The sequence below is a fragment of the Pseudolysobacter antarcticus genome (genome assembly GCF_004168365.1).
Classification (GTDB): Bacteria; Pseudomonadota; Gammaproteobacteria; order Xanthomonadales; family Rhodanobacteraceae; genus Pseudolysobacter; species Pseudolysobacter antarcticus.
In genome coordinates, this window is the sequence record NZ_CP035704.1 from 3,624,625 (window position 1) to 3,647,125 (window position 22,501).

Consider the following 22,501-nt stretch of genomic DNA (forward strand, 5'->3'; position numbering starts at 1 on the left):
TCCATTCAGGTCGGCCGCGCGCGAATGAAACCGCAGCAAGACCCACAGCCTAGCAGAGCGCCTGTATTTTCGCTGGATCGTATTGTCGGCGACGCGCGATTTCAGCCGTTGGCAGCTGTGTTTGCCGCGACCGCGTCGCGACGATAATGTGCGCCAATGCTGTCGCGCCGCGCGAGTGCGGCATCGACGATACTCTGCGCCACGCGGATGCGATCCACATCCTGCCCATCTTCGGCACAATCGTGCCGCAGTGCCGCGAGTTGCTCACGCGCTGAAAACAGACCCTGCGCATCACGTACCAGCCCGGCATTTCGCCAGAGGATATCGCCGATTTTCTGCACAAGATCGAGTGTCGGTGGCTCGATATTACGCGCCGCAAATTCCGCAACATGTGATGTCGTTGATGAATTAATACGCGCCAGATAGCCACCCAGCTCGCGCCCAAACACGAGACCTTCGAGCAGCGAATTACTTGCGAGACGATTCGCCCCATGCACGCCACTGCAGGCACACTCGCCGACCGCATAGATCCCCGGGATCGGGGTTTCGGCATGCTCATCGACACGAATGCCGCCCATCAGATAATGCTCGGCTGGCACCACCGGAATCGGTTGCTCGCGCGGATCGATGCCACGCGCCTGGCACGCCGCAAACACGGTCGGAAAACGCTGCGGAAATGTCGCGCCCACAGCCTTGCGTGCATCCAGAAAAACCTGGCCGCCGCGCTCCAGTTCGGCCCATACCGCACGCGCGACGACATCGCGTGGCGCGAGCTCGGCAGCGGGCGAATGCGCGAGCAAAAAACGTCGGCCAGTATCGTTTATCAAGGTGGCGCCAGCGCCGCGCAGCGCCTCGGTGAGCAATGGCAATTGTCCGCTGTGACCCGATCGCGGCGCGAGCGCGGTTGGGTGGAATTGCACAAATTCCATATCACTCAAAACTGCGCCGGCGCGCAGCGCCAGGGCGATGCCGGAGCCGTCGGCGGCCGATGGATTGGTGGTGTAGCGATACAAGGCGCCGATGCCGCCAGTCGCCAGCACGACAGCGGACGTGGCGACGGCAAAATTACCTTGCGCACGTTGTATTGCGACCCCGCTTACGCGCCCATTTGTTGTCAACAAATCGGTGGCTTGCGCTTGCTCGAGCACGGTGATGTGTGCGGCTTCGCGCACCGCTTGCGCAAGCGCGCGCATGATCTCGGCACCGCTGGCATCGCCGCCAGCGTGCACGATGCGCGCGCGCGAATGCGCGGCTTCGCGACCGAGCACAAAACGTTTTTCATGGCGCGTATTTTCCCGCGTATCGAAACGTGCGCCCATTGCCGCGAGCCAGCGCACGGTCTGCGGCGCGACGCTGGTCAGGCGACCGACGGCGCCGCGGTCATTCAAATATTGCCCAGCAACAAGTGTGTCGTGCGCATGCAATTGCGGCGTATCGTCGTCGCCGAGCGCCGCGGCAATTCCGCCCTGCGCCCAGCAGCTGGAACCATCGAGCGCAAACGCGCCGCGCGTGATCAGCGCGACACGTTTCGGCGCGGCGGCGAGTGCCGTCGTGAGGCCGGCGATACCCGAGCCGATCACGACGATATCGAACTGATCGTTCACACCTTGATCTTCGGCAATGCGCTGGCGGATGACAGCGACAGCATGTTTTCCACAGCACGCCGTGCGCGCTCGGCGATGGCCGGATCGACCGTGACCTCATGGCGCATATGCAGCAGCGTTTCGTAGATTTTCGGCAAGGTGATTCGTTTCATGTGCGGACACAGATTGCATGGCCGCGTAAATTCGATATCGGGAAATTCGACCGCGACGTTGTCACTCATCGAGCACTCGGTAATCATCACCACACGACGCGGACGTTGCTTGTCGAGATGCGCCACCATCGCCGCAGTCGAGCCGACAAAATCCGCTTCAGCAAGCACGTCCGGCGGACATTCGGGATGCGCCAGAATATGGATATCGCCATCGACATGGTTGCTGCGCTGCGTACGGTAGTCGCGCAATTCGGCGCCGCTAAAACGTTCATGCACTTCGCAACTGCCGGCCCACAGGATCAGCTCGACACCGGTTTTCGACGCGACGTATTTGCCGAGATATTGATCGGGAATAAAAATCACGCGATCCACGCCCAGCGATTCCACCACCTGCACCGCGTTGCCCGAGGTGCAGCAGATATCCGTCTCGGCCTTGACGTCGGCGGAAGTATTCACATACGTCACCACCGGCACGCCCGGATAACGCTGCTTGAGCAGCCGCACATCGGCTGCCGTAATCGAGCTGGCGAGCGAACAACCCGCGTGCAAATCGGGAATCAGCACGGTTTTTTCCGGACTCAGAATCTTCGACGTCTCGGCCATGAAATGCACGCCGGCCTGGACGATGACAGCGGCATCGGCGCGCGCGGCGTATTGCGCGAGTGCGAGCGAGTCGCCCGTGAAATCGGCAACGGTGTGGAAGATCTCGGGCGTCTGATAATTGTGCGCAAGAATCACCGCGCCACGTTCGCGCTTGAGCCGGTTGATCGCGTCGATATACGGCAGATGCGCGGCCCATTCTATGGCCGGAATCACCGCCTGCACGCGTTGGTACAGCGGCGCGTAATACTCATGCAGGGCCTGCGAATAGGGTGCGAGCGCGGGAATGTTCGCGGACGGATTTTTACGCGGAGCACTAACGGAAAATGCGGACATCGATACCCTTATGCTTAGATTGAGCACAACAATATGCTACATCTGAGCATAAGCTCGGTCAAACACCACGCCAATCGTTCGCGGCAAATGTATTTAGGCAGGCTGCGGCATGCCGTCGAAATCCTCGTCGAGCGATCCTCGCGCTTCGCTCAACGCCGCATCAACCGCGCGCACCACCGGCTCGGCCAATTCGATATCATGTTCGCCGATCATCACGTTGACCAGATCGGCCACCGGCAATTCACCCATCGCGCCGGTCAGGTGATAACCGCTCACGAATGCCGGGATGCCGGCGTCTTCCAGCGCGTTTTTGACCAGATGCGCATCGATGATATTTTCGGCTCGATAAACAATTTTCAAAATGAGCTCCCAGGCAAAACGCGATGCCGGCTTGGCATGCGCAAACGCGAACTTGATGAGGTTACCGAATTGTCCCACATGATTACTCAAGCCGCAGATGCGTCGTTGCGCACGACGGAAAAACATTGACTGCTGCCGCGAAACTTTCCGAGTTGCCTGCGCTCACCGGTATTCGCGGTTTCGCCGCGCTTTGGGTATTGCTGTTTCATGCGTGGGGTTTGGCTGGAGCGCCGCATTTGCTGGCTGATTTTGGCGTATTCTCATTCGGCGTGAGTTATTTCTTCACCATGGGCTGGGCCGGCGTGGATATTTTTTTCACGCTGTCGGCATTCCTACTGGTACTGCCATTTGCTGCCTGGCAGTTGGGTGCGCGCACAAAACCACTTCTGCGCGAGTATTTCTGGCGTCGTGTGTTGCGCATTTTTCCTGCCTACTATGCACAGCTTTTTGTCCTGATCGCGCTGGCATTTTTCTTCCAAATCGGCGCGATGCCCCAGCTGGGACAATTTTTTGCGCATCTGGTGTTGTGGCTCAATATGGATTGGTATTGGGTGCCGCCGATGAACGGCGTGTGGTGGACTCTGCCGATCGAATGCGCGTTTTATCTCGGCCTGCCGCTGCTCGTTTATGCGTTGCGCCCATACCGCTGGCCCTGGCTGCTGTGCGCGGCGCTGATTTGCGCGATCAGCTATCGCGCCATCGCTTTTCAGTTGGTGTCGATGGATGCACGCGCACTCGTGCTGGAACATCTCGCTGCGCGCATCGATCAATTTGTGATCGGCATGCTGGCCGGTTATGCGTTTGTGGCAGCTCGGCTGCGCGGCAAAATATCAAGCGCGTCTGTATTGAATGCACTCTTCCTGCTCGCTTTGGCCGGTATCGTGGCGCTGCGATTATGGCTGCGCGTTGGGCTCTCGGCCTACTGGAACGGCGAGCCGATATTCTGGCTCTGGCATAGTTTCGCCAGCGTTTTTATTGCAATGGGGCTTTATGCTGCTGCCCACGCTGCCACCGTTTCCAGCGCCTTGTTCGCGAATCGCTTATTGCGTTTTCTCGGCGAAATCAGCTTCGGCGTGTATCTCTGGCATTTTCTGATCCTGAGCTGGCTGGCCCCTTGGTTCGGCATTATCGAATCGCCCGACCTGCGATTGCTCGCGCTGCTCGCCTCGGCCATTCCGTTGACCGTTGTCGCAGCGTGGCTGTCATACATGCTGATCGAACGCCCATTCCTGCGTATCGCACGCAAACAGACACGGCATCCGGCACAGGCAACGGGAGTTCCATCGGCCTGAGGATTATCGGCCACAACACGCGCCGCTTCGCCTAAGCGCCATGTCCCGGTAAACTGGCGGGCTAGACGCCTGTCAGCAGCATTGCTGCGCACGGCAAACCCTGCAAGTCCGCATCGGAATCCCATGAACGACGAAATACCGATCAGCAATAATTTCATTCGTCAGCAGGTGCTCGACGATCGCGCGAGCGGCAAACACGACGGCCGCGTGGTGACACGTTTTCCGCCCGAGCCGAACGGCTATCTGCATCTGGGCCACGCCAAATCCATCTGCCTGAATTTCGGTATTGCCGGCGAGTTTGCGGGCCGCTGCAACCTGCGTTTCGACGATACCAATCCGGCCAAGGAAGATCTCGAATACGTCGAGTCGATCAAGCACGATGTGCAGTGGCTCGGTTTCGCATGGAGCGAGTTGCGTCACGCCTCGGACTATTTTGCGGTGTTTCATCTGTGTGCGCTGAAGCTCATCAAACACGGCACGGCGTATGTCGATTCGCTCAGCGCGGAAGAAATTCGCGAGCACCGCGGCAGCTTGACGCAGGCCGGCAAAGATAGTCCCTATCGTTCGCGCAGCGTCGCCGAAAATCTCGATCTGTTCGAGCGCATGCGCGCCGGTGAATTCGCCGATGGCGCGCATATCCTGCGCGCAAAAATCGACATGGCCGCACCGAATATCAACTTGCGTGATCCGGCCTTGTATCGCATCCGCAAAGTCACACATCAGAACACCGGCGACTTGTGGTGCATCTATCCGATGTACGATTTTGCGCATGTGATTTCGGATGCGGTGGAAGGCATCACGCATTCGCTTTGCACGCTCGAGTTTGAGGACCACCGCCCGCTGTACGACTGGTGCCTGGATCAGCTCGATCTCGGTAACGATGCCGAACTCACTGCGCCATTGCGCGCGTCCGGACTGACGGTGAATGTATCGCGTCCGCAGCAGATCGAGTTCGCGCGCGGCAACCTCGACTACACCGTGATGAGCAAACGCAAGTTGCTGGCGTTGGTGCAGGATGGACTGGTCGATGGCTGGGACGATCCGCGCATGCCGACCATTTCCGGCCTGCGTCGACGCGGGTTTCCCGCCGCGGCAATCCGCACGTTCTGGCAACGCGCCGGCGTGACCAAACAGACGTCGGTGATCGAATACAGCGTGCTCGAAAACTGCGTGCGCGAAGATCTCGATGCCAACGCGCCACGTCGCCTCGCGGTGCTCGATCCGCTGCGGCTGGTGCTGACCAATCTGGCCGAAACGCATGAAGAATCGCTGACGTTTTCGAACCACCCGAAGAACGAAAATTTCGGCGCGCGCAGCGTTCCGTTTGCGCGCGAGTTGTGGATCGAGCGCGAGGATTTCATGGAAGTGCCGATCAAGGGTTTTCATCGCTTGGCACCCGGCAGCGAAGTGCGCCTGCGCGGCATCGGCATCGTGCGTTGTGATGAAGTGATCAAGTCCGACGACGGCAGCATCGCCGCGCTGCATTGCACGCTCGATCTCGATACGCGTCACGGCATGCCGGGGGCGGATCGCAAGGTCAAGGGCACGATCCACTGGGTCAGCGCGAGGCACGCAGTGGCAGCGGAGATTCGTTTGTACGATCGACTGTTCGATGTGCCGAATCCGGATAACGACGACGATGGCAAAACCTATCGCGATCACCTGAATCCGAACTCACGGCGCATCGTCTCAGGCTGGGTCGAACCGTCGCTGGCTGACATCGCCGCGGAATCCAGCGTACAGTTCGAACGCTTGGGTTATTTCGTGCGCGACGCGGATAGCCGCCCCGGCAAACTGGTGTTGAATCGCAGCGTGACCTTGCGCGATTCCTGGAGCAAGCCCGCAGCCAAGTGAGGCAAGTATGCAAACCAGCATTTTTTGCACACGATTCATGCGCAATTGTTTGCCAACCTGGCAGCGCTGGCCGATCGTGTTGACGTTGGCATTTTGCCTGAATGCCTGTGCAACTGAGCAGGCTCCCGTAAAGACTGCACCAGCGACTGCGCCCGCAAACACAGTACAAAATTCGCCACCGCGATCCGCAAGATTGCTACCGACCCAGCCACAGGGCGAAGTGAATTACAGTTGCGCCACAGCGGCGGACTGTGTGGTCAAGAACGTCGGCAATTGCTGTGGTTATTATCCGGGCTGCGTGAATAGCAGCAGCCCGACGTTTCCCGATCAGGTTAGGGCGCAATGTGCCGCGCAGAAAATGCACGGCGTGTGCGGTTTTCCGGCCAATCCGGGCTGCCAGTGTGTTGCGCATAAATGCGTCACGACCGCCGGGCCGGGCAATGGCGGCGGCGCGGTTGAATGACGTGTCGAGAAGGTAATCCGACCATCACCACGTTTACTTATTCCCAGGTGTGATCCTCCATGCAGCATTCTCCGATTCATCTTTCCCTGCCCGACTGGGTGACCACTGAGATCGACGGTGATGAGGTTTATACGACCGACGAACAGCGTATGGCATTGGCGATCCGGCTGGCGCGGCGCAATGTCGAACTCGGCACGGGTGGGCCGTTTGGTGCGGTGATTTTTTCGCAGGATGGACGCATTGTCGGCCTCGGCGTGAACCGCGTCGTGCCACAACATTGCTCGGTCGCACATGCCGAGATGATGGCGTTCATGAATGCACAGGCGCGAGTGCAACGGCATCGCCTGAACGAAGACGGCGCGCGTTACATTTTGGCTACCAGCGCGCAGCCTTGTGCGATGTGCTACGGCGCCAGCATCTGGGCTGGCATCGATGAGTTATTGATTGGCGCCCGCAGTTCGGACGTGGAAGAACTCACCGAGTTCGACGAAGGCCCGTTGCCGGCAGACTGGAGCGGCGAGCTGGAGCGGCGGGGTATTCGCGTGCAGCGCGATCTGCTGCGCGGCGCGGCGCGCGAAGTGTTCGTGTTGTACGGCGAGAAAAACGGGCTGGCGTACTAACGTATCATGCGTTAGTCGGAGCGGATTTTCCTCGCGCGCCGGATATTTTCCGTCATCATCTTTTGCTGATCCGGTTTGAAAACATGACTTATGCTTTGCTGAGATTTCCCTCGTGAGCGAAACATCACCCGCGCCCAAAACCGGATTGCTGGCCTACTGCCGTGCCGGTTTCGAAGGCGAGTGCGCGCAGGAACTCAGCGATCATGCCACGCGTCATGCCGCCTACGGATTCGCCCGCACTCAGCCCAATTCCGCGCTGGTCGAGTTCGTGCTCGCAGATAGCGAGCAAGCGGCGCAACTGCATGCATCAATGCATTACAGCGATCTGATTTTTGCGCGCCAGATTCTGCTGGTGCTGGCGCATTTTCCAAGCTTGCCAATCCACGATCGGATCGGCGCGTTGCTGCCGATGCTGAAAAGCAGCGACACGCGTTATTGCGATGCCTGGATCGAGACCCCCGATACCGATGCCGGCAAGGAATTGTCGGCCTTCTGCCGCGCTTTCAACGCCGCTTTGATCGGCGTGCTGAAGCGCGAAAAACTGATCGACCGTAGCTCAAGCAAACGCCTGCATGTGTGCTTCACGCGCACCGATGCGGCGTTTCTGGCCGAGAGCGATATCCGTTACGCATCGTCGTGGCCGCAAGGTATTCCGCGGCTGAAATTTCCGCGTGAGGCGCCGAGCCGATCCACACTCAAACTCGACGAAGCGTTTCAGGTTCTGCTCAGCGAAACCGAACGCGAACGCCTGTTGCGCGCGGGCATGAGCGCCGTCGATCTTGGCGCCGCACCGGGTGGCTGGACTTGGCAACTGGTGCGCCGCTCGATCCACGTCACCGCCATCGACAACGGCCCGATGGATCAGGGTTTGCTCGATTCCGGCTTGCTCAACCATTTGCGCGAAGACGGCTTCCGTTATCAACCGAAACGCCCGGTCGACTGGCTGGTTTGCGACATGGTCGAGAAACCGCGCCGCGTCGCCGAACTGATCGCGCAATGGCTCGCGGCGGGCTGGTGCCGGCAAGCGATTTTCAATCTCAAGCTACCGATGAAACAGCGCTACAACGAGATTCAACTTTGTCTCGCGCTGATTCGCGACCACGTCGCTACGGAAGGCAAATCCGTGGAGCTTCGTGCCAAACAGCTTTACCACGATCGCGAAGAAATCACCGTATTCGCGCAAATCGGCGGAAGGTAAAAATCGCCGCGAATACGTGGCATCGGCCCACAATTCGTGTAGAGTCTGGCGTGCAACCGGTTCCAGGAATGCGGGCACGGCGCCCGCGCGATGCAGTCGATCCATCTGACCGCAGGAGGACATCCGGCTGCTCCTACAATTGGGCGCAATCCGCATGCTCTTGTACCCCGAAGGGGTATGCAGCTGTGTACGTCATCGTGTGCGACATAAAACCGTCAAACATTGCCGCTATATTGCGTCTTCTTTTGCCCGAAACTTATTCAGAGTGGGGTTTGCGATGTTTGGAAAATATATTCGTTCACTGGCGGTCTTCGCCCTGCTGGCAACAGCGATGGCAGGTCACGCCCAAGTAGTAATCAGTCAGGTGTATGGCGGCGGCGGCAATACTGGCGCGACCTTCACCAACGACTTTATCGAAGTGTTCAATCGCGGCAGTGCGGCGGTCGATATCAATGGCTGGTCGGTGCAGTACGCCTCCTCAGCCGGTACCACTTGGGCTGCGACCACCCTTGCAAGCACGAGTACGATGCTGCAACCGGGCCAATATTATCTGGTGCAGGAAGCCTCCGGCGGCGCCGTTGGCGCGGCTCTGCCTGCTGCGGACGCGACCGGCGGCCTCAACCTTTCGGCAACAAATGGCAAGGTGGCACTGGTCAATACGAGTACGGCACTGACTGGCGCGTCCCCGACTGGCAGCGCTATCCAGGATTTGGTCGGATTCGGCACAGCCACCTTTTTCGAAGGTAGCGGTGCCGCCGCTGCGGGCTCGAACACCACGGCACTAATCCGCGCTGCAGCTGGTTGCACCGACACCAACTCCAATAGCGCGGATTTCGCTGTCGCGACCCCCACACCGCGCAATCGCTTGAGCACTCTGCACGTCTGCGGCGGCGGTGGCGGCCCCACCAACCCCAGCGCCACTGGTGCGGCAAGCCCCACATCGGTTTTGGCAGGCAACAGCACGTTGCTTACTGTCAGCGTCACTCCGGGCGGCACGCCAACCAGTACCGGCCTTGCCGTTACGGTAAATCTCACGGCTATCGGCGGCTCAGCCAACCAGACTTTCTACGATGACGGCTCGAACGGCGATACAACGCCCGGCGACAATGTGTTCAGCTATAACGCGACCGTCGCCGGCGCCACGTCTGGCGGCAGCAAATCCCTGACCGCCACGATCACCGATGCACAATCACGCTCCGCGACCGCGCCGATCACGCTCACCGTGACCACCCCGCCGGTCACGATCATGCAGATACAAGGCCATGGTGGCTTATCGCCTCTGGCAGGTAGCACGGCGACCACAACGGGAACCGTGACAGCTGTTGGCACCAAGGGTTTCTTCATCCAAGATCCGACCGGCGACAATGATGTCACCACATCGGATGCGGTTTACGTCTTCATTAACGCAGCACCCACCGTCGTGGTCGGCAATTCAGTCACAGTCACCGCCACCGTGAGCGACTACCAGGGCTCGACCGAGTTGAGTGCTACTCTGCCGAGCATCGTCAACATCGTCAATAATGGTGCCGGCGTGGTGCCGAGCGCGGTGGTCCTCGACAACAATCCGCCATCGACCGATCCGACGACCGGCATCTGCGCAAATCCGGCCATCACGGTCGCTGACGGCTTGCAGGCAAATAATTTTGCGTGCCTGGATGGCATGCTGGTAACGATGAACGATGCGATCGTGACGGGCGCTACCTTCGGCACTGGTTCCGATGGCGTGCATCAAGGTTTGCCATCCGGTTTTTACGCAACACTGGCTAGCCAACCGCGGCCGTACCGTGCGGTCGGTGCGGCGTGGCCGGGACTTGGCGGCAGCATCCCGGTGTGGAATGGCGAGCCGGAAATTCTCGAAATCTACTACAACGGCCTTGCCTTTCCATCGGCCGGTTACATCTACAACGCCGGTACGCGCTTCAGTGTCACCGGCGTGATTCAGGGTTATCAGGGTGCTTACGAAATGTACCCGATCACGATGACCACCAACACGGCCATTCCGGCGCCAACCTATCCGCAGCCAGTCAAGGATTCTGCCGACGGCACGCTGACGATCGGCACGCAGAACATGCTGCACTTTTTCAATGCCACGGCGGATGGCGCCGATACCAGCACCTACACCGACTCGTGCGCCGGCACTGGCGCCAGTGATACCTGCCCGACTCCGGCGCAGTATGCGATTCGCCTGCAAAAAATGTCGAAGCAAATTCGTGAAGTACTGAAATCGCCGATCGCCCTCGGTGTGGAAGAGATCGAAAATTATTCGACCTTGACCGACCTCAAGAATCGGATCTACACCGACAGCGGCAACACGCTCATGTATCAACAATTCACGATGCCCGGCAACGATCTCGGCGGTATCAATCTCGGCATTCTGGTGCGCAACGATGTCGTCGTGCATTCCGTCACGCAGATGTACAAGGGCACAACCACGTCGAGCTGCAGCAGTGGTGCATCATGCTTGCTCAACGACCGCCCGCCGGTGCTGCTCGATGCGACCTTCAACGGTTATCACTTCAACTTGCTCGTTATCTACGACCGCTCGCTGATCAACCTCGGCGTGAACGACTACGTCGGCAAAAAACGTACCGAGCAAGCCGTTCAGATCGCCAGCATCGTGCAAGCGCTGCAAAGCGGTGGCACCTTGGTCGGCGCGGGCAACGCACAGCAGGACAGCGCTGGTGTGATTACCTCGCCCGGACCGTTCAACATCACCGGTGATGTCAACGTGCCGCTAATCGTAGTCGGCGATTTCAACGCCTACGAATTCACCGATGGTTACGTCGATGTCACGGGCATGATCACCGGCGCAGCAGTGCAAGCGCAGAACAAGTACTGGGATCTGAGCGGCACTTATGTCGCACCAAGCCCGACTTTGATCGATACCGGCATCAAGGCTGATCCGACCCAGCGCTACTCGTACAACTTCAGCGGTTATGCGCAGGAGATCGATCACGTGTTGCTGTCGCGCCGCGGCTGGAAGGATTTTGTGAGCGTATCGAACGCGCACGGCAATTCGGATGTCTCCGAAGCCGGTATCACTGGCACCACGCCGATCGTGCTCGATGCCAGCACCGCAGCGCACAGCTCGGATCATGATGGCCAGGTGCTGACGATCGCGATCGATCGCATCTTCGCCGACGGTCTCGAAGCGCCGCCGCAATAAGTCACGTTGTGCAGCGTTGCGCGGAGAACCCGCCAACGCTGCTGCAACGGCTGCGACTTGTTATCCTAGTCGTCAACTCACTCTGATAGGGCCGGTGCAAACCGGCCCTGATTTTTTGTCGCCATGAAACGTCTGCGCTCACTTCTTCCGCTGTTGTTGCTGATCACGCTCGGCATCGTGCTGCTTTGCAACGGCGCGCTCGATCGATTCCAGCCCGCGCATCTCGCGGCAGAACAACAACGCTTGCAGGCGATGATCGTCGAGCATCCGCTGGTCGCCGGGCTGATGCAGATCGTGGTGATGATGCTGGCGATCGCCACCGGTATTCCGGGCGCGATCGTGATCATCTTTGCCGGCGGCATGTTGTTCGGCGTGTTCATCGGCACCGTACTTTCGGCGCTCGGCACCGTGCTCGGCGCACTGATTTTATTCGTCGCCAGCCGCAACGCGTTCGGCTCGCACAGCGGCAAAAAAGCGCCGGCAATGGTCGAGGCGTTGCGCACCGGTTATCTCGCGCATCCGTTCAGTTACACGTTGTTTTTGCGACTGGTTCCGGTCATTCCGTTCGGCGCGGTCACCGTTGCGTTGGCGTGGCTGCGCTGTCCGTTGTGGTTGTTCCTCACCGCCACCGCACTCGGCGGCGCAGTGATGGTCGGATTCGAAACCGCACTCGGCGCCGGCCTCGCAAAAACCATCGCCGAAACCGGCAGCGTCAATATGAACCTGCTCGCCGAACCGAGCGTGTATCTGCCGATGATCGCACTCGGTGTACTCGCGTTGGTCCCGGTGTTGATCAGCCGCTTTCGCAGCAAGGGTGCCTGATAATCCGCGGCACCGATTGCGCTTCAAGCTGATCTTCCGCCAGAGGCGGCATCGCAACCTCCCTGCACCATCCCTTCATCGCATGGACACCCGCGGTAAATGCGGTTAGCGTGACGCGCAACTTCACCGCAGTGTGATGTGTCGCAATTACGCAGCAAGGGGCCGCATGAAAAACATTACGCGTCATCTGTATTTCTGGGTGTTGCTCGCGATCATTCTCGGCGCGCTGTTCGGTTATGTTTTTCCCGAACGCGGCGTGGCGATGAAGCCGCTTGGCGATGGTTTCATCGGCCTAGTCAAGATGCTGATCGCGCCGGTGATTTTCTGCACCGTCGTGCTCGGCATCGCCGGCATGAGCGACATGAAAAAGGTCGGAAGAGTCGGCGCCAAGGCGATGCTGTACTTCGAGGTCGTATCGACCGTGGCGCTGGCGATCGGCCTGATCGTGATGAACGTGCTGCAACCCGGCAAGGGGTTTAATGCCGACGTCAATACGCTCGATGCGCAATCGGTGGCCGACTACGCGAAGAAAGCCAGCGCGGAGAACACCACCGACTTCATCATGCACATCATCCCGAAAACCTTCACCGACGCGTTCACCGCCAACGGCGATCTGTTGCAGGTTTTGCTGATTGCGATCCTGTTTGGTTTCGCTCTCGCCGGCCTCGGCGAGCGCGGCAAACCGGTCTACGTATTTATCGAATATCTGTCGAAAGTATTTTTCGGCATGGTCAATATCGTGATGAAGGCCGCACCGATCGGCGCATTTGGCGCGATGGCATTCACGATCGGCAAATTCGGCATCCAGAGCCTCGGCAAAATGGCCGCGCTGATGGGCAGTTTTTATCTGACCTGTGCGCTGTTTGTGCTGCTCGTGCTCGGCAGCATTGCGGTATTGGCCGGTTTCAACATCCTGCGTTTTCTGAACTACATCAAGGCAGAATTGTTGACTGTGCTCGGCACCAGCTCATCGGAAAGCGCGCTCGTGCCGCTGATGGAAAAACTCGAAAAACTCGGCTGCTCGAAATCCGTAGTCGGCCTGGTCGTGCCCGCCGGATATTCGTTCAACCTCGACGGCACCAATATCTACATGACGATGGCCGCACTGTTCGTGGCGCAAGCGCTGAATATCGATCTCACGCTTGGCCAGCAACTGAGCCTGCTCGCCGTAGCGATGCTGACCAGCAAAGGCGCTTCCGGCGTGACCGGTGCCGGTTTCATAACACTCGCAGCAACGCTGGCGGTGGTGCCGAGCGTGCCGGTCGCGGGCATGGCCTTGATCCTGGGTGTAGACCGCTTCATGAGCGAATGCCGCGCGCTGACCAACTTCATCGGCAATGGCGTGGCGACCATCGTCGTATCGAAATGGGAGAACGAACTCGATAACGAAACCCTGCAGCGCGAGCTGGCCGACCCGACTTTCTCCGACGGCACGGGCTTGCGCAACAGCAATGAAGCCGCGTGAGTGAGCGACAATAGTTGGCGCTGCGGGGATCAACCCGAGCGCCTACCGTCGACAGCCCTCAAAACCATCGGCGATGACTTTTCCAGCGTTGACCAGCAAGGCAAATGCAGCACCTACGTCCGCCGCCTCATGCGCCAGGCGGGTCCGCGCAAAACTCTGTATCCTGCCGATATGGAAAGATGCCTATGGCATCGGCTATTCTGCAACCCATTTGCCGGGCTTCAGGCCGGCCACGCCGATGACTTTTTGAGGCCGCTTTGAGCAACTCCCGATTCAAACTCAACAAGCCGTCCTTGTGGCGCGCGCTTCTGCTCAGCCTGCTTGTTGCCGGACTGAATTTTGCGCTGTGGGCGGTGGTCAACCGTCCGGTGCAGGTGCCGGACTGGACCGGCAAGATCAAGGGTATGGCGGTCAACTGGTTCCAGCGTTACCAGAGCCCGATCAAACACATTTACGCCGATGAGGCGGATATCGAAAGCGACATCAAGTTGCTCTCGCAATACACCAGCCACTTGCGCACCTATACCTCGACCGAAGCCCCATCGGTGCCGCGCCTCGCTGCAAAGTACGGCATGACCGTGCTCGCGGGCGCATGGCTGGATCGGCGCGCCGAGAACAGCGAGCTCGAACTGCAGGCGATGATCGATTCAGCGCGTCAGAACAAGAATATCGATCGCGTGATCGTCGGCAACGAAACTCTGCTGCGCCAGGATCTGAGCCCGAACGAGCTCATCGGCTACCTCGACCGCGCACGCGCCGCGCTCAAGCAACCCGTATCAACCGCCGAGCCAGTCGGCATCTGGCTACGCAATCCGAAACTCGTCAAACACGTCGACTTCATCACCGTGCATCTGCTGCCGTACTGGAACGGCGTGATTCGCCGCGACGCGCTCGGCCTGAGCGTGCTGAAGGACTACAACGATCTGCGCGCGCGGTATCCCGACAAACACATTTTGATCGGTGAAATCGGCTGGCCATCGAACGGCGATCGCCACGAATACGCGCAACCGTCAATTGCCGACGAGGCGCAATTTCTGCGCGAATGGTTCTACACCGCCGATCTGTACAACCTCGATTATTTCATCGAGGAGGCGTTCGACCAGCCGTGGAAAGAAGCTGGCGAAGGTCGGGTTGGCGCGTACTGGGGCATGTTCAATTCGGATCGACAGCCCAAGTTTCCGCTCACCGGCACGGTGGTCGAAGATCCGCAGTGGCCGTGGAAAGCGTTGATCGGTTCGCTGCTCGGGCTCGGCCCGATGTTCTGGTTCGCGCGGCATTTCATGCGCTTCAAGCCCGCCGGCATTCTGTTTTATCTGATCCTGCTGCAACTCTCGGCATCGCTGCTGGTGTGGTCAGCGATGGTGCCGTACGCGTTTTATCTGTCGCCGTTCGACTGGACGATGTTGATCGTGTTGTTCCCGGCGCAGATCGCGATCGTGATGATCTTGCTGATCAACGGTTTTGAATTCACCGAGGTATTGTGGCGCCCGCGCTGGATGCGCCAATTCGGTTTGCTCAATCCGCTGCCGGGCGATCCGCAACCATTTGTCTCGATCCATCTCGCCTGCTGCAACGAGCCGCCGGAGATGGTGATCCTGACGCTGGATTCGCTCGCCGCGCTCGAGTACGACAATTTCGAAGTGTTGGTGCTGGACAACAACACCAAGGAAGAATCGGTGTGGCGTCCGGTCGAGGAACATTGCGCCAAACTTGGCGCGAAATTCCGCTTTTTCCATCTCAGTCCGTGGCCGGGTTTCAAGGCCGGCGCGCTGAATTTCGGCCTCACCGAAACCGATCCGCGCGCCGAGGCGGTGGCGGTAATCGATGCCGATTACGTCGTGCGCCCGGACTGGTTACGCGCGCTCACGGGTTATTTCGCCAATCCGAAAGTCGCGCTCGTGCAATGCCCGCAAGCGCATCGTGACTGGGAACACAACGCGTTCCGACGCATGACCAATTGGGAGTACGACGGCTTCTTCCGCATCGGCATGCACCATCGCAACGAGCGCAACGCGATCATCATGCACGGCACGATGACGATGGTGCGGCGCTCGGCATTGCAGGATACCGGCGGCTGGTCGGAATGGACGATCTGCGAAGATGCCGAACTCGGCCTGCGCCTCATGCACGCCGGTTACGACACACTTTACGTCGACGAAATCATGGGCCGCGGCCTGACACCAGCAGATTTCACTGCGTACAAGTCGCAACGGTATCGCTGGGCGTTCGGCGCGATGCAAGTCCTTAAGGCGCGCTGGAACTGGATGACGACCAAAGGTCCGCTCGATGCCGGCCAGCGTTTCCATTTTCTGACGGGCTGGTTCTCGTGGTTCGCCGATGCGTTGCATCTCGTGTTCACGATGCTCGCGCTGGTGTGGACCGCCGGCATGATCGGCCTGCCGCAGGTGTTCAGTCTGCCGCTGGATCTGTTCCTGATTCCGCTGCTCGGATTTTTCGCGTTCAAGGCCGCGTTCGGCGTGATCCTGTATCGCGTGCGTGTGCCGTGTTCGTGGCGCGACACGCTCAGCGCGTCGATCGCGAGCATGGCGTTGAGTCATGCGATCGCGCGCGGCATCTTCCTCGGCCTCTGGAAAAAACACGGCGAATTCGTGCGCACCGCCAAGAGCCGCCGCCTGCACGGTAGGCCGAATCCCTTCACTGCAGTGCGCGAAGAATTGCTGATGTTCGTCGCCATCGGCCTCGGCATCTTCGGCATGTGGCACGCAGTCGGCATCAACTACATCGAAGGCAAGTTGTGGATCGCGATTCTCGCTGCGCAGGCGATTCCGTATGCGTCCGCCATGATCGGCGCGGTGGTGGCCGGTAGATCCGGAGAAAAATCCGGCTGATACATTTTGCACCGTCGAATGAAGTGTGTGAACTTGTGTCACCGATCAAGCACGCACGCGTTGATGTCGGTTAATTTGACGGCGTATTGACCATCCTTTGTAACGCGGTCTGCTATAAACGGCGACAGCCACATTCCTGAAACCGCGTGATTCGCCCATGATTTTTCTGCTTCGGCCAAAACCTGCGATGTCACGGATTTTTCTGCTCAGCACGCTGTTGCTGAGTGGTATCGCGCATGCGGGCAAATTGACCCTGACGATCGATGGCGTGGACGGCGAACTGCACACCGCTGCGCTCAACAGCACCGAACTCAGCCAATACACCAGCCGCGATGTCAGCGCCGCCCAGGTACGCCGCCTGTACGATCACGCCGCGGCGCAGATCGCCAAATCGCTCGAACCCTACGGTTATTACCACGCCAAGGTCAGCGGTGATCTCAAGGAAACCGCACAAGGCTGGAACGCGCTGCTGCATGTTGCGCCGGGCGAACCGGTCACGGTCGAGATGCTGACCATCGATCTTGGCGACGCGCCGCATCAAGAGAAAACCGTAGCCGATGCGCTCAAGGCTTTCGCCCCGCAAACCGGCCAGCGTCTTGATCACGCCGCCTACGAAAAAAGCAAACTGACGCTGCAGACCACGCTGCTCGAACACGGTTATCTCGATGCAAAACTCGATACGCATGTGGTCGCGGTCACACGCGACAGCAATCGTGCGGCGATCACGCTGCAGTGGAATATCGGGCCGCACTATCGCATCGGCGTAACGCAATTTTCCGGCGGCCAACTCGATGAAGGATTTCTTGATCGTTACTTGCCGTGGAAACCTGGCGATGATTACCGCACCGGCAAATTGCTGACCTTGCAGCAGCGTTTGGTGGATGCCGATTATTTTTCGATTGTCGAAGTGTTGCCGGATCTCGAGCACGAAAATCCCGACGACGGCACGGTGCCGATTCTGGTCAAGCTCGCGCCGGCCAAACGCACGATTTACACCAGCGGTGTATTCATCGATACCGATACCGGTGCGGGCGTGCGTGGCGGCATCGAGCGGCGCTGGGTAAACAGCAAGGGACACAAGCTGAAGTTCCAGCTCGAAATCGCGCAGCGGCTCAAGACGCTGGCGTCGCTGTACACGATTCCGTTGCCGGGCAGCGACAATCGCAGTTTCAATTTCGGCGCCAATTATCGCGACGAAAACACCGACACGAGCAAGTCGCGCACGGCATCGCTGGTCGCGAACGAAACCCGCGAATGGCATGGCTTTACGCGCACGATCGGCGTACACGCGCTGGCCGGAAATTTCACCGTCGCCGACCAGCAAGGCACGACCACGCTGCTGTATCCGGAAGTGTCGCTGACCCGCAAAAAAACCGACAACATTGACTTCACGCACAACGGTTATTCGTTCACAGTCACCGCGCGCGCCGGTGGCGGCGCGACCACGTTTGAGCAGGTCGTGGCTGATGCCAAATACATCCATGCACTCGGCGACAGCAATCGCCTGATCCTGCGCGGCTCGCTCGGCGCGACGCAGGTCGCTGACTTCGACAAGCTGCCGCCGGAACTGCGTTTCTTCGCCGGTGGCGATCGTTCGATTCGCGGCTACGCCTACCAGACCATCGGTCCACTCGACGCCGCCGGCAAAGTCATCGGCGGCAAGCAACTCGCGGTTTTCAGCACCGAAGTCGAACACTATTTCACGCCGACCTGGGGCATCGCCACGTTCATCGATACCGGCAATGCCTTCGGCGGCAGTTCTGCGGCGAGCACTCTGCCGCTCGGCGCCACGCCGGTCGATGGCGGCAGCAAATTCAAGATCGGCACCGGCCTCGGGCTGCGCTGGCGCTCGCCGGTCGGCATGGTGCGCGTGGATCTCGGCACGCCGATCAACGATCCGCTGCATGGCGGTGTGCAACTGCATCTGACGATCGGGCCAGACTTATGAAAATTCTGCGCTGGTTGCTCGGCATCGTTGCGGTATTGCTGCTGGTCGTGGTGGTTGCGGCGTTGTGGGCGTTGCGCACCGAATCAGGCTCGGGCTTTGTACTGGCGCGCGTGCAGGCTTCGCTAGGCGACAAACTCGCGATCCGGAAAATTTCCGGCACGCTCGCTGGTCCGCTGATTCTGGAGGGCGTGCGTTATCGCGATACCGGCATCGATGCACAAATCGAGCGCGTGACCTTTGATGCCGAACTGCTGCCGTTGTGGAGCAAGACGCTGCACATTCGCAACCTCGAACTCGCCGGTTTGAATGTCGCATTGACGACGCAGCCTGCCCCCACCGCAACGCCACCCTCCGAACCTTTTTCGACACAGTTGCCGCTGTCGATTCTGCTCGACCGTTTGCATATTGAGCACGCCGCAATCACGCAGGACGCCAAGCCGGTTTTTGCACTGGATACGCTCGATACCGCGGCACGCTGGACTGCCACTGAAATCGCCATCGGCAAATTCTCGTTGCGTGCGCCGGACGGTTCGATCGACTTGAATGCAAACGTGGCCAATGCGCGCGGTTATCGTGGCGGCGGCAAACTCAGCTTCGACTGGCATGTCGCCGAGCAGCATTACGCCGGCACTCTCGATGCGAGCAGCGATGGCAGCAAGGCAATCACGGCGTTGCTGCTGGCGCAGCCGATCGCGGCCACCTTGCATGCCGATGTGCTGCAGAACGATGCGCTGCCGTGGACATTGACGCTGTCGGTGCCGAGTTTTGATCCGCGTATTTTGTCGCCCGACAGCACGCTGAAAACGCTCACCGCCGAACTCAGCGGCGAGGGCGACAAGCGTAGCGCCAACGTTACCGGTGCGCTGACGGCAGATGCGCATCGCATCAATCTCGATCCGCTCAAGCTGGCTTTGGATGGCCAAACGCTGAAGCTGCTCGCACTGACTTTGACCACACCCGAAGCTGCCGGAAAACTGCACGCGCAGGGCGAAGTGAAACTCGATGCCAAACCGGTTTCCGCGCAACTTGCATTGAGCTGGGAAGACGTCGTCTTGCCGGTAAACCTGGCCGGCCAAACCTTGGCGAGTCATGGCGAGATCAACACGCAAGGCAGCGCCGAACAGTTCGCCGCGCAAGGCAAACTCAGCCTCGGTCCGCCGGGACAACTCGCCGATATCGTGCTCGATCTCAGCGGCACGCCACAGGCGATTGCGCTCAAGGCGCTCGATATCAGTCGCGGCAGCGCTGGTTCGCTCGACGCGCACGGCACCGTCAACTTGCAACCGCAACTCGGCTGGGATCTGACCGCAAAAGCCGACAAGCTGAATCCCGGCGCGTTTGCCAAGGACTGGCCCGGCGCGATCAATTTTTCGCTGGTCACCCAAGGCACACAAACTCCGGACGGCCCCGCTGCAACCATCAAGCTCAGCCAGCTCAGCGGCACGTTGCGGCAACGCCCGCTGGCCGGCAGCGCCGATCTGAAAATCAAGCCGAAGTTCGTGCTCGATGGCACGCTCGAGCTGAACTCGGGCAAGAGCGAAATCAGCGTGCGTGGTCGCGGTGGCGAACAGACCGATGCCGACATCACCCTCGCGATCGCGAGCCTCGGCGACTGGCTGCCGAAAAGTGCAGGCAGTCTGCGCGGACAATTCCATGTCAACGGAAAATGGCCGGCGATCGATGTGAACGGTCAGCTCGATGCGCAAAAAATTGTCTCGGGCACAAGCCACCTCGATAGCTTGAATCTGCGCATCAACGCCCACGATTTGAGCAAGCCGCAGGGCCAGCTTGATCTGCATGCGAATGGAATTGCCGCGGCGCAATTCAGCATCAGCGATCTCACCCTGAAGGCGAATGGCAGTCAGGCCGCGCACCAGTTGCAACTCGACGCCACCGGCACGCCACTCGGCGCGCATTTGTCGCTGAGCGGCGGTCTGCAAGGCGACGATTGGCAAGGCGCATTGAACACGCTTTTGCTGCAGATCAAGGATCAGCCGGATTGGACTTTGCAGCAACCGGCCAGCATCGCGTATGTCAAAGGCGATCTGCAGCTTGGCGAGTTTTGCCTGAAGGGCGGCGCGCCTTCGTTATGCCTCAGCGCTACGCAAATGGCGAGCGGCGCGTCGCATGGCCAGTTCCGCCTCGAACACCTGCCGCTGGCGATGCTGGCGAAACTCGCCAGCCCGGAATCGACGCTCAAGCTCAACGGTGAAATTAACGGCAATGGCGACTTCTCCCGAGCCGGTAGCGGCGAACTCAGCGGCAAGGCCACACTGAGTTCGACGAGCGGCGGCATCATCTACCCGGACGATGCGACACATCCGTTGTTGAGCTACGAAAATTTCGCGATCGACACGGTGCTATCGCCCCAACAGATCGCTACCAGCTTGCACGCCGCGTTCAACGACGGCGGACGTCTGGACGGCCAAATCACGCTGGACGGTGCGGCCGGCAGCGACCAAGCATTGAACGGCAAGATCGAATTCGGGCTGAAGAATCTCGGCTTCATCGAGCTGTTCACCGCCGAGCTAGTTTCGACCAAGGGCCAGATCGACGGCACCCTGCATCTTGGCGGCAGCAGCAGCAAACCGAATATCAGCGGCGATCTCGCACTGACCAATTTCGCCAGCGAAGTACCGAGCGCGGGATTGAAGTTGCACGACGGTGCGATCAAGCTCAATTCCAGCGATGGCGAGCAATTTGCGATCGACGGCACGCTCGGTTCAGGCGCCGGTGCGTTGTCCGTGCAAGGCACGCTCGGCGTGGCGGCGAACGCGCCACTGCGGCTGCATATCAAGGGCGACAAATTCATCGCTGCGGATATTCCAGCGGCGCGCGCGGTGATCGCGCCGGACCTCAATGTGATCGGCGACGGCAAAAGTTATCGGGTCGATGGCGAAGTGGAATTGTCCAGCGCCGATATCGATCTGGCCAAGTTGCCGGGTGGCGGCACGGCCACCGCGAAACGCTCGGCCGACGTCGTGATCGTCGGCGAAGATCAGCAAAAAGCCGCAGCGAGTTTGCCGCTTACCGCGAACGTCACGATCAAGCTCGGCCAAGGCGAAAAGCTCAATCTGGATTTGCGCCAAGGCCAGGAAATCAAGCTCAAGGGATTTGGTTTGGACGGCACCTTGGCGGGCCAGCTTGTGGTGTCCGAGTTGCCCGGGCGACCGACCTCGGCGCGCGGTCAGATCAATGTCAACGGCACCTACAAAGCCTACGGTCAGGATCTGAAGATTCAGGATGGCCGCCTGCAGTTTGCCGGGCCGATCGATAACCCGGGCTTGGATATCCGCGCGATTCGCGTGCTCGCCGATCAGAACATCACCGCCGGCGTACGCGTGCAGGGCACCGCCAATCGACCCGCACTGACGGTGTATTCGGATCCGGTGATGGATCAATCCGAGGCACTGTCCTACCTCGTGCTCGGCAAGCCGTTGCGCTCGGCCTCGGGCGATGATTCGAATCGCCTCGGCGCTGCCGCGACCGCGCTCGGCACAGCCAGCGGCGATCTGCTCGCAAAAAGCATCGGCGGCAAACTTGGCGTGGACGATATCGGTGTGGCCGACAATTCCACGCTCGGCGGCGCCGCATTCAGCGTCGGCAAATATCTGTCACCGCGTTTGTACGTGAGTTACGGCGTCGGCATTTTTACGCCGGGCGAACTCGTAACGCTGCGCTACAAGTTGACCGAGCGCTACAACATCGAAGTGCAAAGCGCATCGACCTCGAATCGCGCCGGTATCAATTATCGTTACGAGCATTGAGCACG

The 22,501-nt window shown here is 59.6% G+C and carries 14 protein-coding genes; 11 read left to right on the top strand and 3 right to left on the bottom strand.

Features of this window, described 5'->3' with window-relative positions:
• Positions 1-101: 101 nt before the first annotated feature.
• The 3 genes from ELE36_RS15530 to ELE36_RS15540 form a co-directional block, all read right to left on the bottom strand.
• Complete coding sequence (locus ELE36_RS15530; RefSeq protein WP_129834869.1) at positions 102-1,604, bottom strand: L-aspartate oxidase; 1,503 nt, start codon at positions 1,602-1,604, stop codon at positions 102-104.
• Entirely contained in the window at positions 1,601-2,692 is a 1,092-nt protein-coding gene (nadA, locus tag ELE36_RS15535) for a quinolinate synthase NadA (RefSeq protein WP_129834871.1), read from the bottom strand. Before nadA ends, ELE36_RS15530 begins: the two co-directional genes overlap by 4 nt.
• A gap of 93 nt (positions 2,693-2,785) precedes the next feature.
• The gene (locus tag ELE36_RS15540; protein ID WP_129836927.1) at positions 2,786-3,052 is read right to left on the bottom strand and encodes a putative signal transducing protein; all 267 of its coding nucleotides are present in this window, start codon (positions 3,050-3,052) and stop codon (positions 2,786-2,788) included.
• Positions 3,053-3,177: 125 nt separating this feature from the next.
• Here ELE36_RS15540 and ELE36_RS15545 point away from each other — a divergent pair, with 125 nt between their 5' ends.
• The 11 genes from ELE36_RS15545 (at position 3,178) to ELE36_RS15595 (ending at position 22,496) form a co-directional block, all read left to right on the top strand.
• Positions 3,178-4,344, top strand: coding sequence for an acyltransferase family protein (locus ELE36_RS15545; RefSeq protein ID WP_165371640.1), 1,167 nt, complete (start codon positions 3,178-3,180; stop codon positions 4,342-4,344).
• Between the two features lie 123 nt (positions 4,345-4,467).
• Positions 4,468-6,198 carry a glutamine--tRNA ligase/YqeY domain fusion protein gene (locus ELE36_RS15550; protein ID WP_129834875.1) on the top strand — a complete coding sequence of 577 codons (1,731 nt, stop codon included), beginning with the start codon at positions 4,468-4,470 and terminating at the stop codon, positions 6,196-6,198.
• A 220-nt stretch (positions 6,199-6,418) separates the two neighbouring features.
• Entirely contained in the window at positions 6,419-6,661 is a 243-nt protein-coding gene (locus ELE36_RS15555; protein ID WP_129834877.1) for a hypothetical protein, read from the top strand.
• A gap of 59 nt (positions 6,662-6,720) precedes the next feature.
• Positions 6,721-7,281: a nucleoside deaminase gene (locus ELE36_RS15560; RefSeq protein ID WP_129834879.1), complete on the top strand. Its 561-nt coding sequence runs from the start codon at positions 6,721-6,723 to the stop codon at positions 7,279-7,281.
• A 112-nt stretch (positions 7,282-7,393) separates the two neighbouring features.
• Positions 7,394-8,479 carry a 23S rRNA (cytidine(2498)-2'-O)-methyltransferase RlmM gene (gene rlmM, locus ELE36_RS15565; protein WP_129834880.1) on the top strand — a complete coding sequence of 362 codons (1,086 nt, stop codon included), beginning with the start codon at positions 7,394-7,396 and terminating at the stop codon, positions 8,477-8,479.
• 277 nt (positions 8,480-8,756) lie between these two features.
• The gene (locus ELE36_RS15570; protein WP_165371641.1) at positions 8,757-11,645 is read left to right on the top strand and encodes a lamin tail domain-containing protein; all 2,889 of its coding nucleotides are present in this window, start codon (positions 8,757-8,759) and stop codon (positions 11,643-11,645) included.
• 123 nt (positions 11,646-11,768) lie between these two features.
• Positions 11,769-12,467 (top strand): TVP38/TMEM64 family protein, encoded by a 699-nt coding sequence (locus tag ELE36_RS15575; protein WP_129834884.1) that lies wholly within the window; start codon positions 11,769-11,771, stop codon positions 12,465-12,467.
• 136 nt (positions 12,468-12,603) lie between these two features.
• Positions 12,604-13,932 carry a dicarboxylate/amino acid:cation symporter gene (locus ELE36_RS15580; protein ID WP_277987055.1) on the top strand — a complete coding sequence of 443 codons (1,329 nt, stop codon included), beginning with the start codon at positions 12,604-12,606 and terminating at the stop codon, positions 13,930-13,932.
• 257 nt (positions 13,933-14,189) lie between these two features.
• Positions 14,190-16,781, top strand: coding sequence for a glycosyltransferase family 2 protein (locus ELE36_RS15585; RefSeq protein WP_242512283.1), 2,592 nt, complete (start codon positions 14,190-14,192; stop codon positions 16,779-16,781).
• 157 nt (positions 16,782-16,938) lie between these two features.
• The gene (locus ELE36_RS15590) at positions 16,939-18,729 is read left to right on the top strand and encodes an autotransporter assembly complex protein TamA (RefSeq protein WP_242512284.1); all 1,791 of its coding nucleotides are present in this window, start codon (positions 16,939-16,941) and stop codon (positions 18,727-18,729) included.
• Positions 18,726-22,496: a translocation/assembly module TamB domain-containing protein gene (locus ELE36_RS15595; RefSeq protein ID WP_129834888.1), complete on the top strand. Its 3,771-nt coding sequence runs from the start codon at positions 18,726-18,728 to the stop codon at positions 22,494-22,496. Before ELE36_RS15590 ends, ELE36_RS15595 begins: the two co-directional genes overlap by 4 nt.
• Positions 22,497-22,501 lie beyond the last annotated feature (5 nt).

Bases quoted from the DNA above. Each gene is read 5' to 3' on its own strand.
- ELE36_RS15550 (WP_129834875.1), top strand. From the start codon at position 4,468: ATGAACGACGAAATACCGATCAGCAATAATTTCATTCGTCAGCAGGTG.
- ELE36_RS15595 (WP_129834888.1), top strand. From the start codon at position 18,726: ATGAAAATTCTGCGCTGGTTGCTCGGCATCGTTGCGGTATTGCTGCTG.
- nadA (WP_129834871.1), bottom strand. From the start codon at position 2,692: ATGTCCGCATTTTCCGTTAGTGCTCCGCGTAAAAATCCGTCCGCGAAC.
- ELE36_RS15580 (WP_277987055.1), top strand. From the start codon at position 12,604: ATGTGTCGCAATTACGCAGCAAGGGGCCGCATGAAAAACATTACGCGT.
- ELE36_RS15590 (WP_242512284.1), top strand. From the start codon at position 16,939: ATGATTTTTCTGCTTCGGCCAAAACCTGCGATGTCACGGATTTTTCTG.
- ELE36_RS15570 (WP_165371641.1), top strand. From the start codon at position 8,757: ATGTTTGGAAAATATATTCGTTCACTGGCGGTCTTCGCCCTGCTGGCA.
- ELE36_RS15560 (WP_129834879.1), top strand. From the start codon at position 6,721: ATGCAGCATTCTCCGATTCATCTTTCCCTGCCCGACTGGGTGACCACT.
- ELE36_RS15575 (WP_129834884.1), top strand. From the start codon at position 11,769: ATGAAACGTCTGCGCTCACTTCTTCCGCTGTTGTTGCTGATCACGCTC.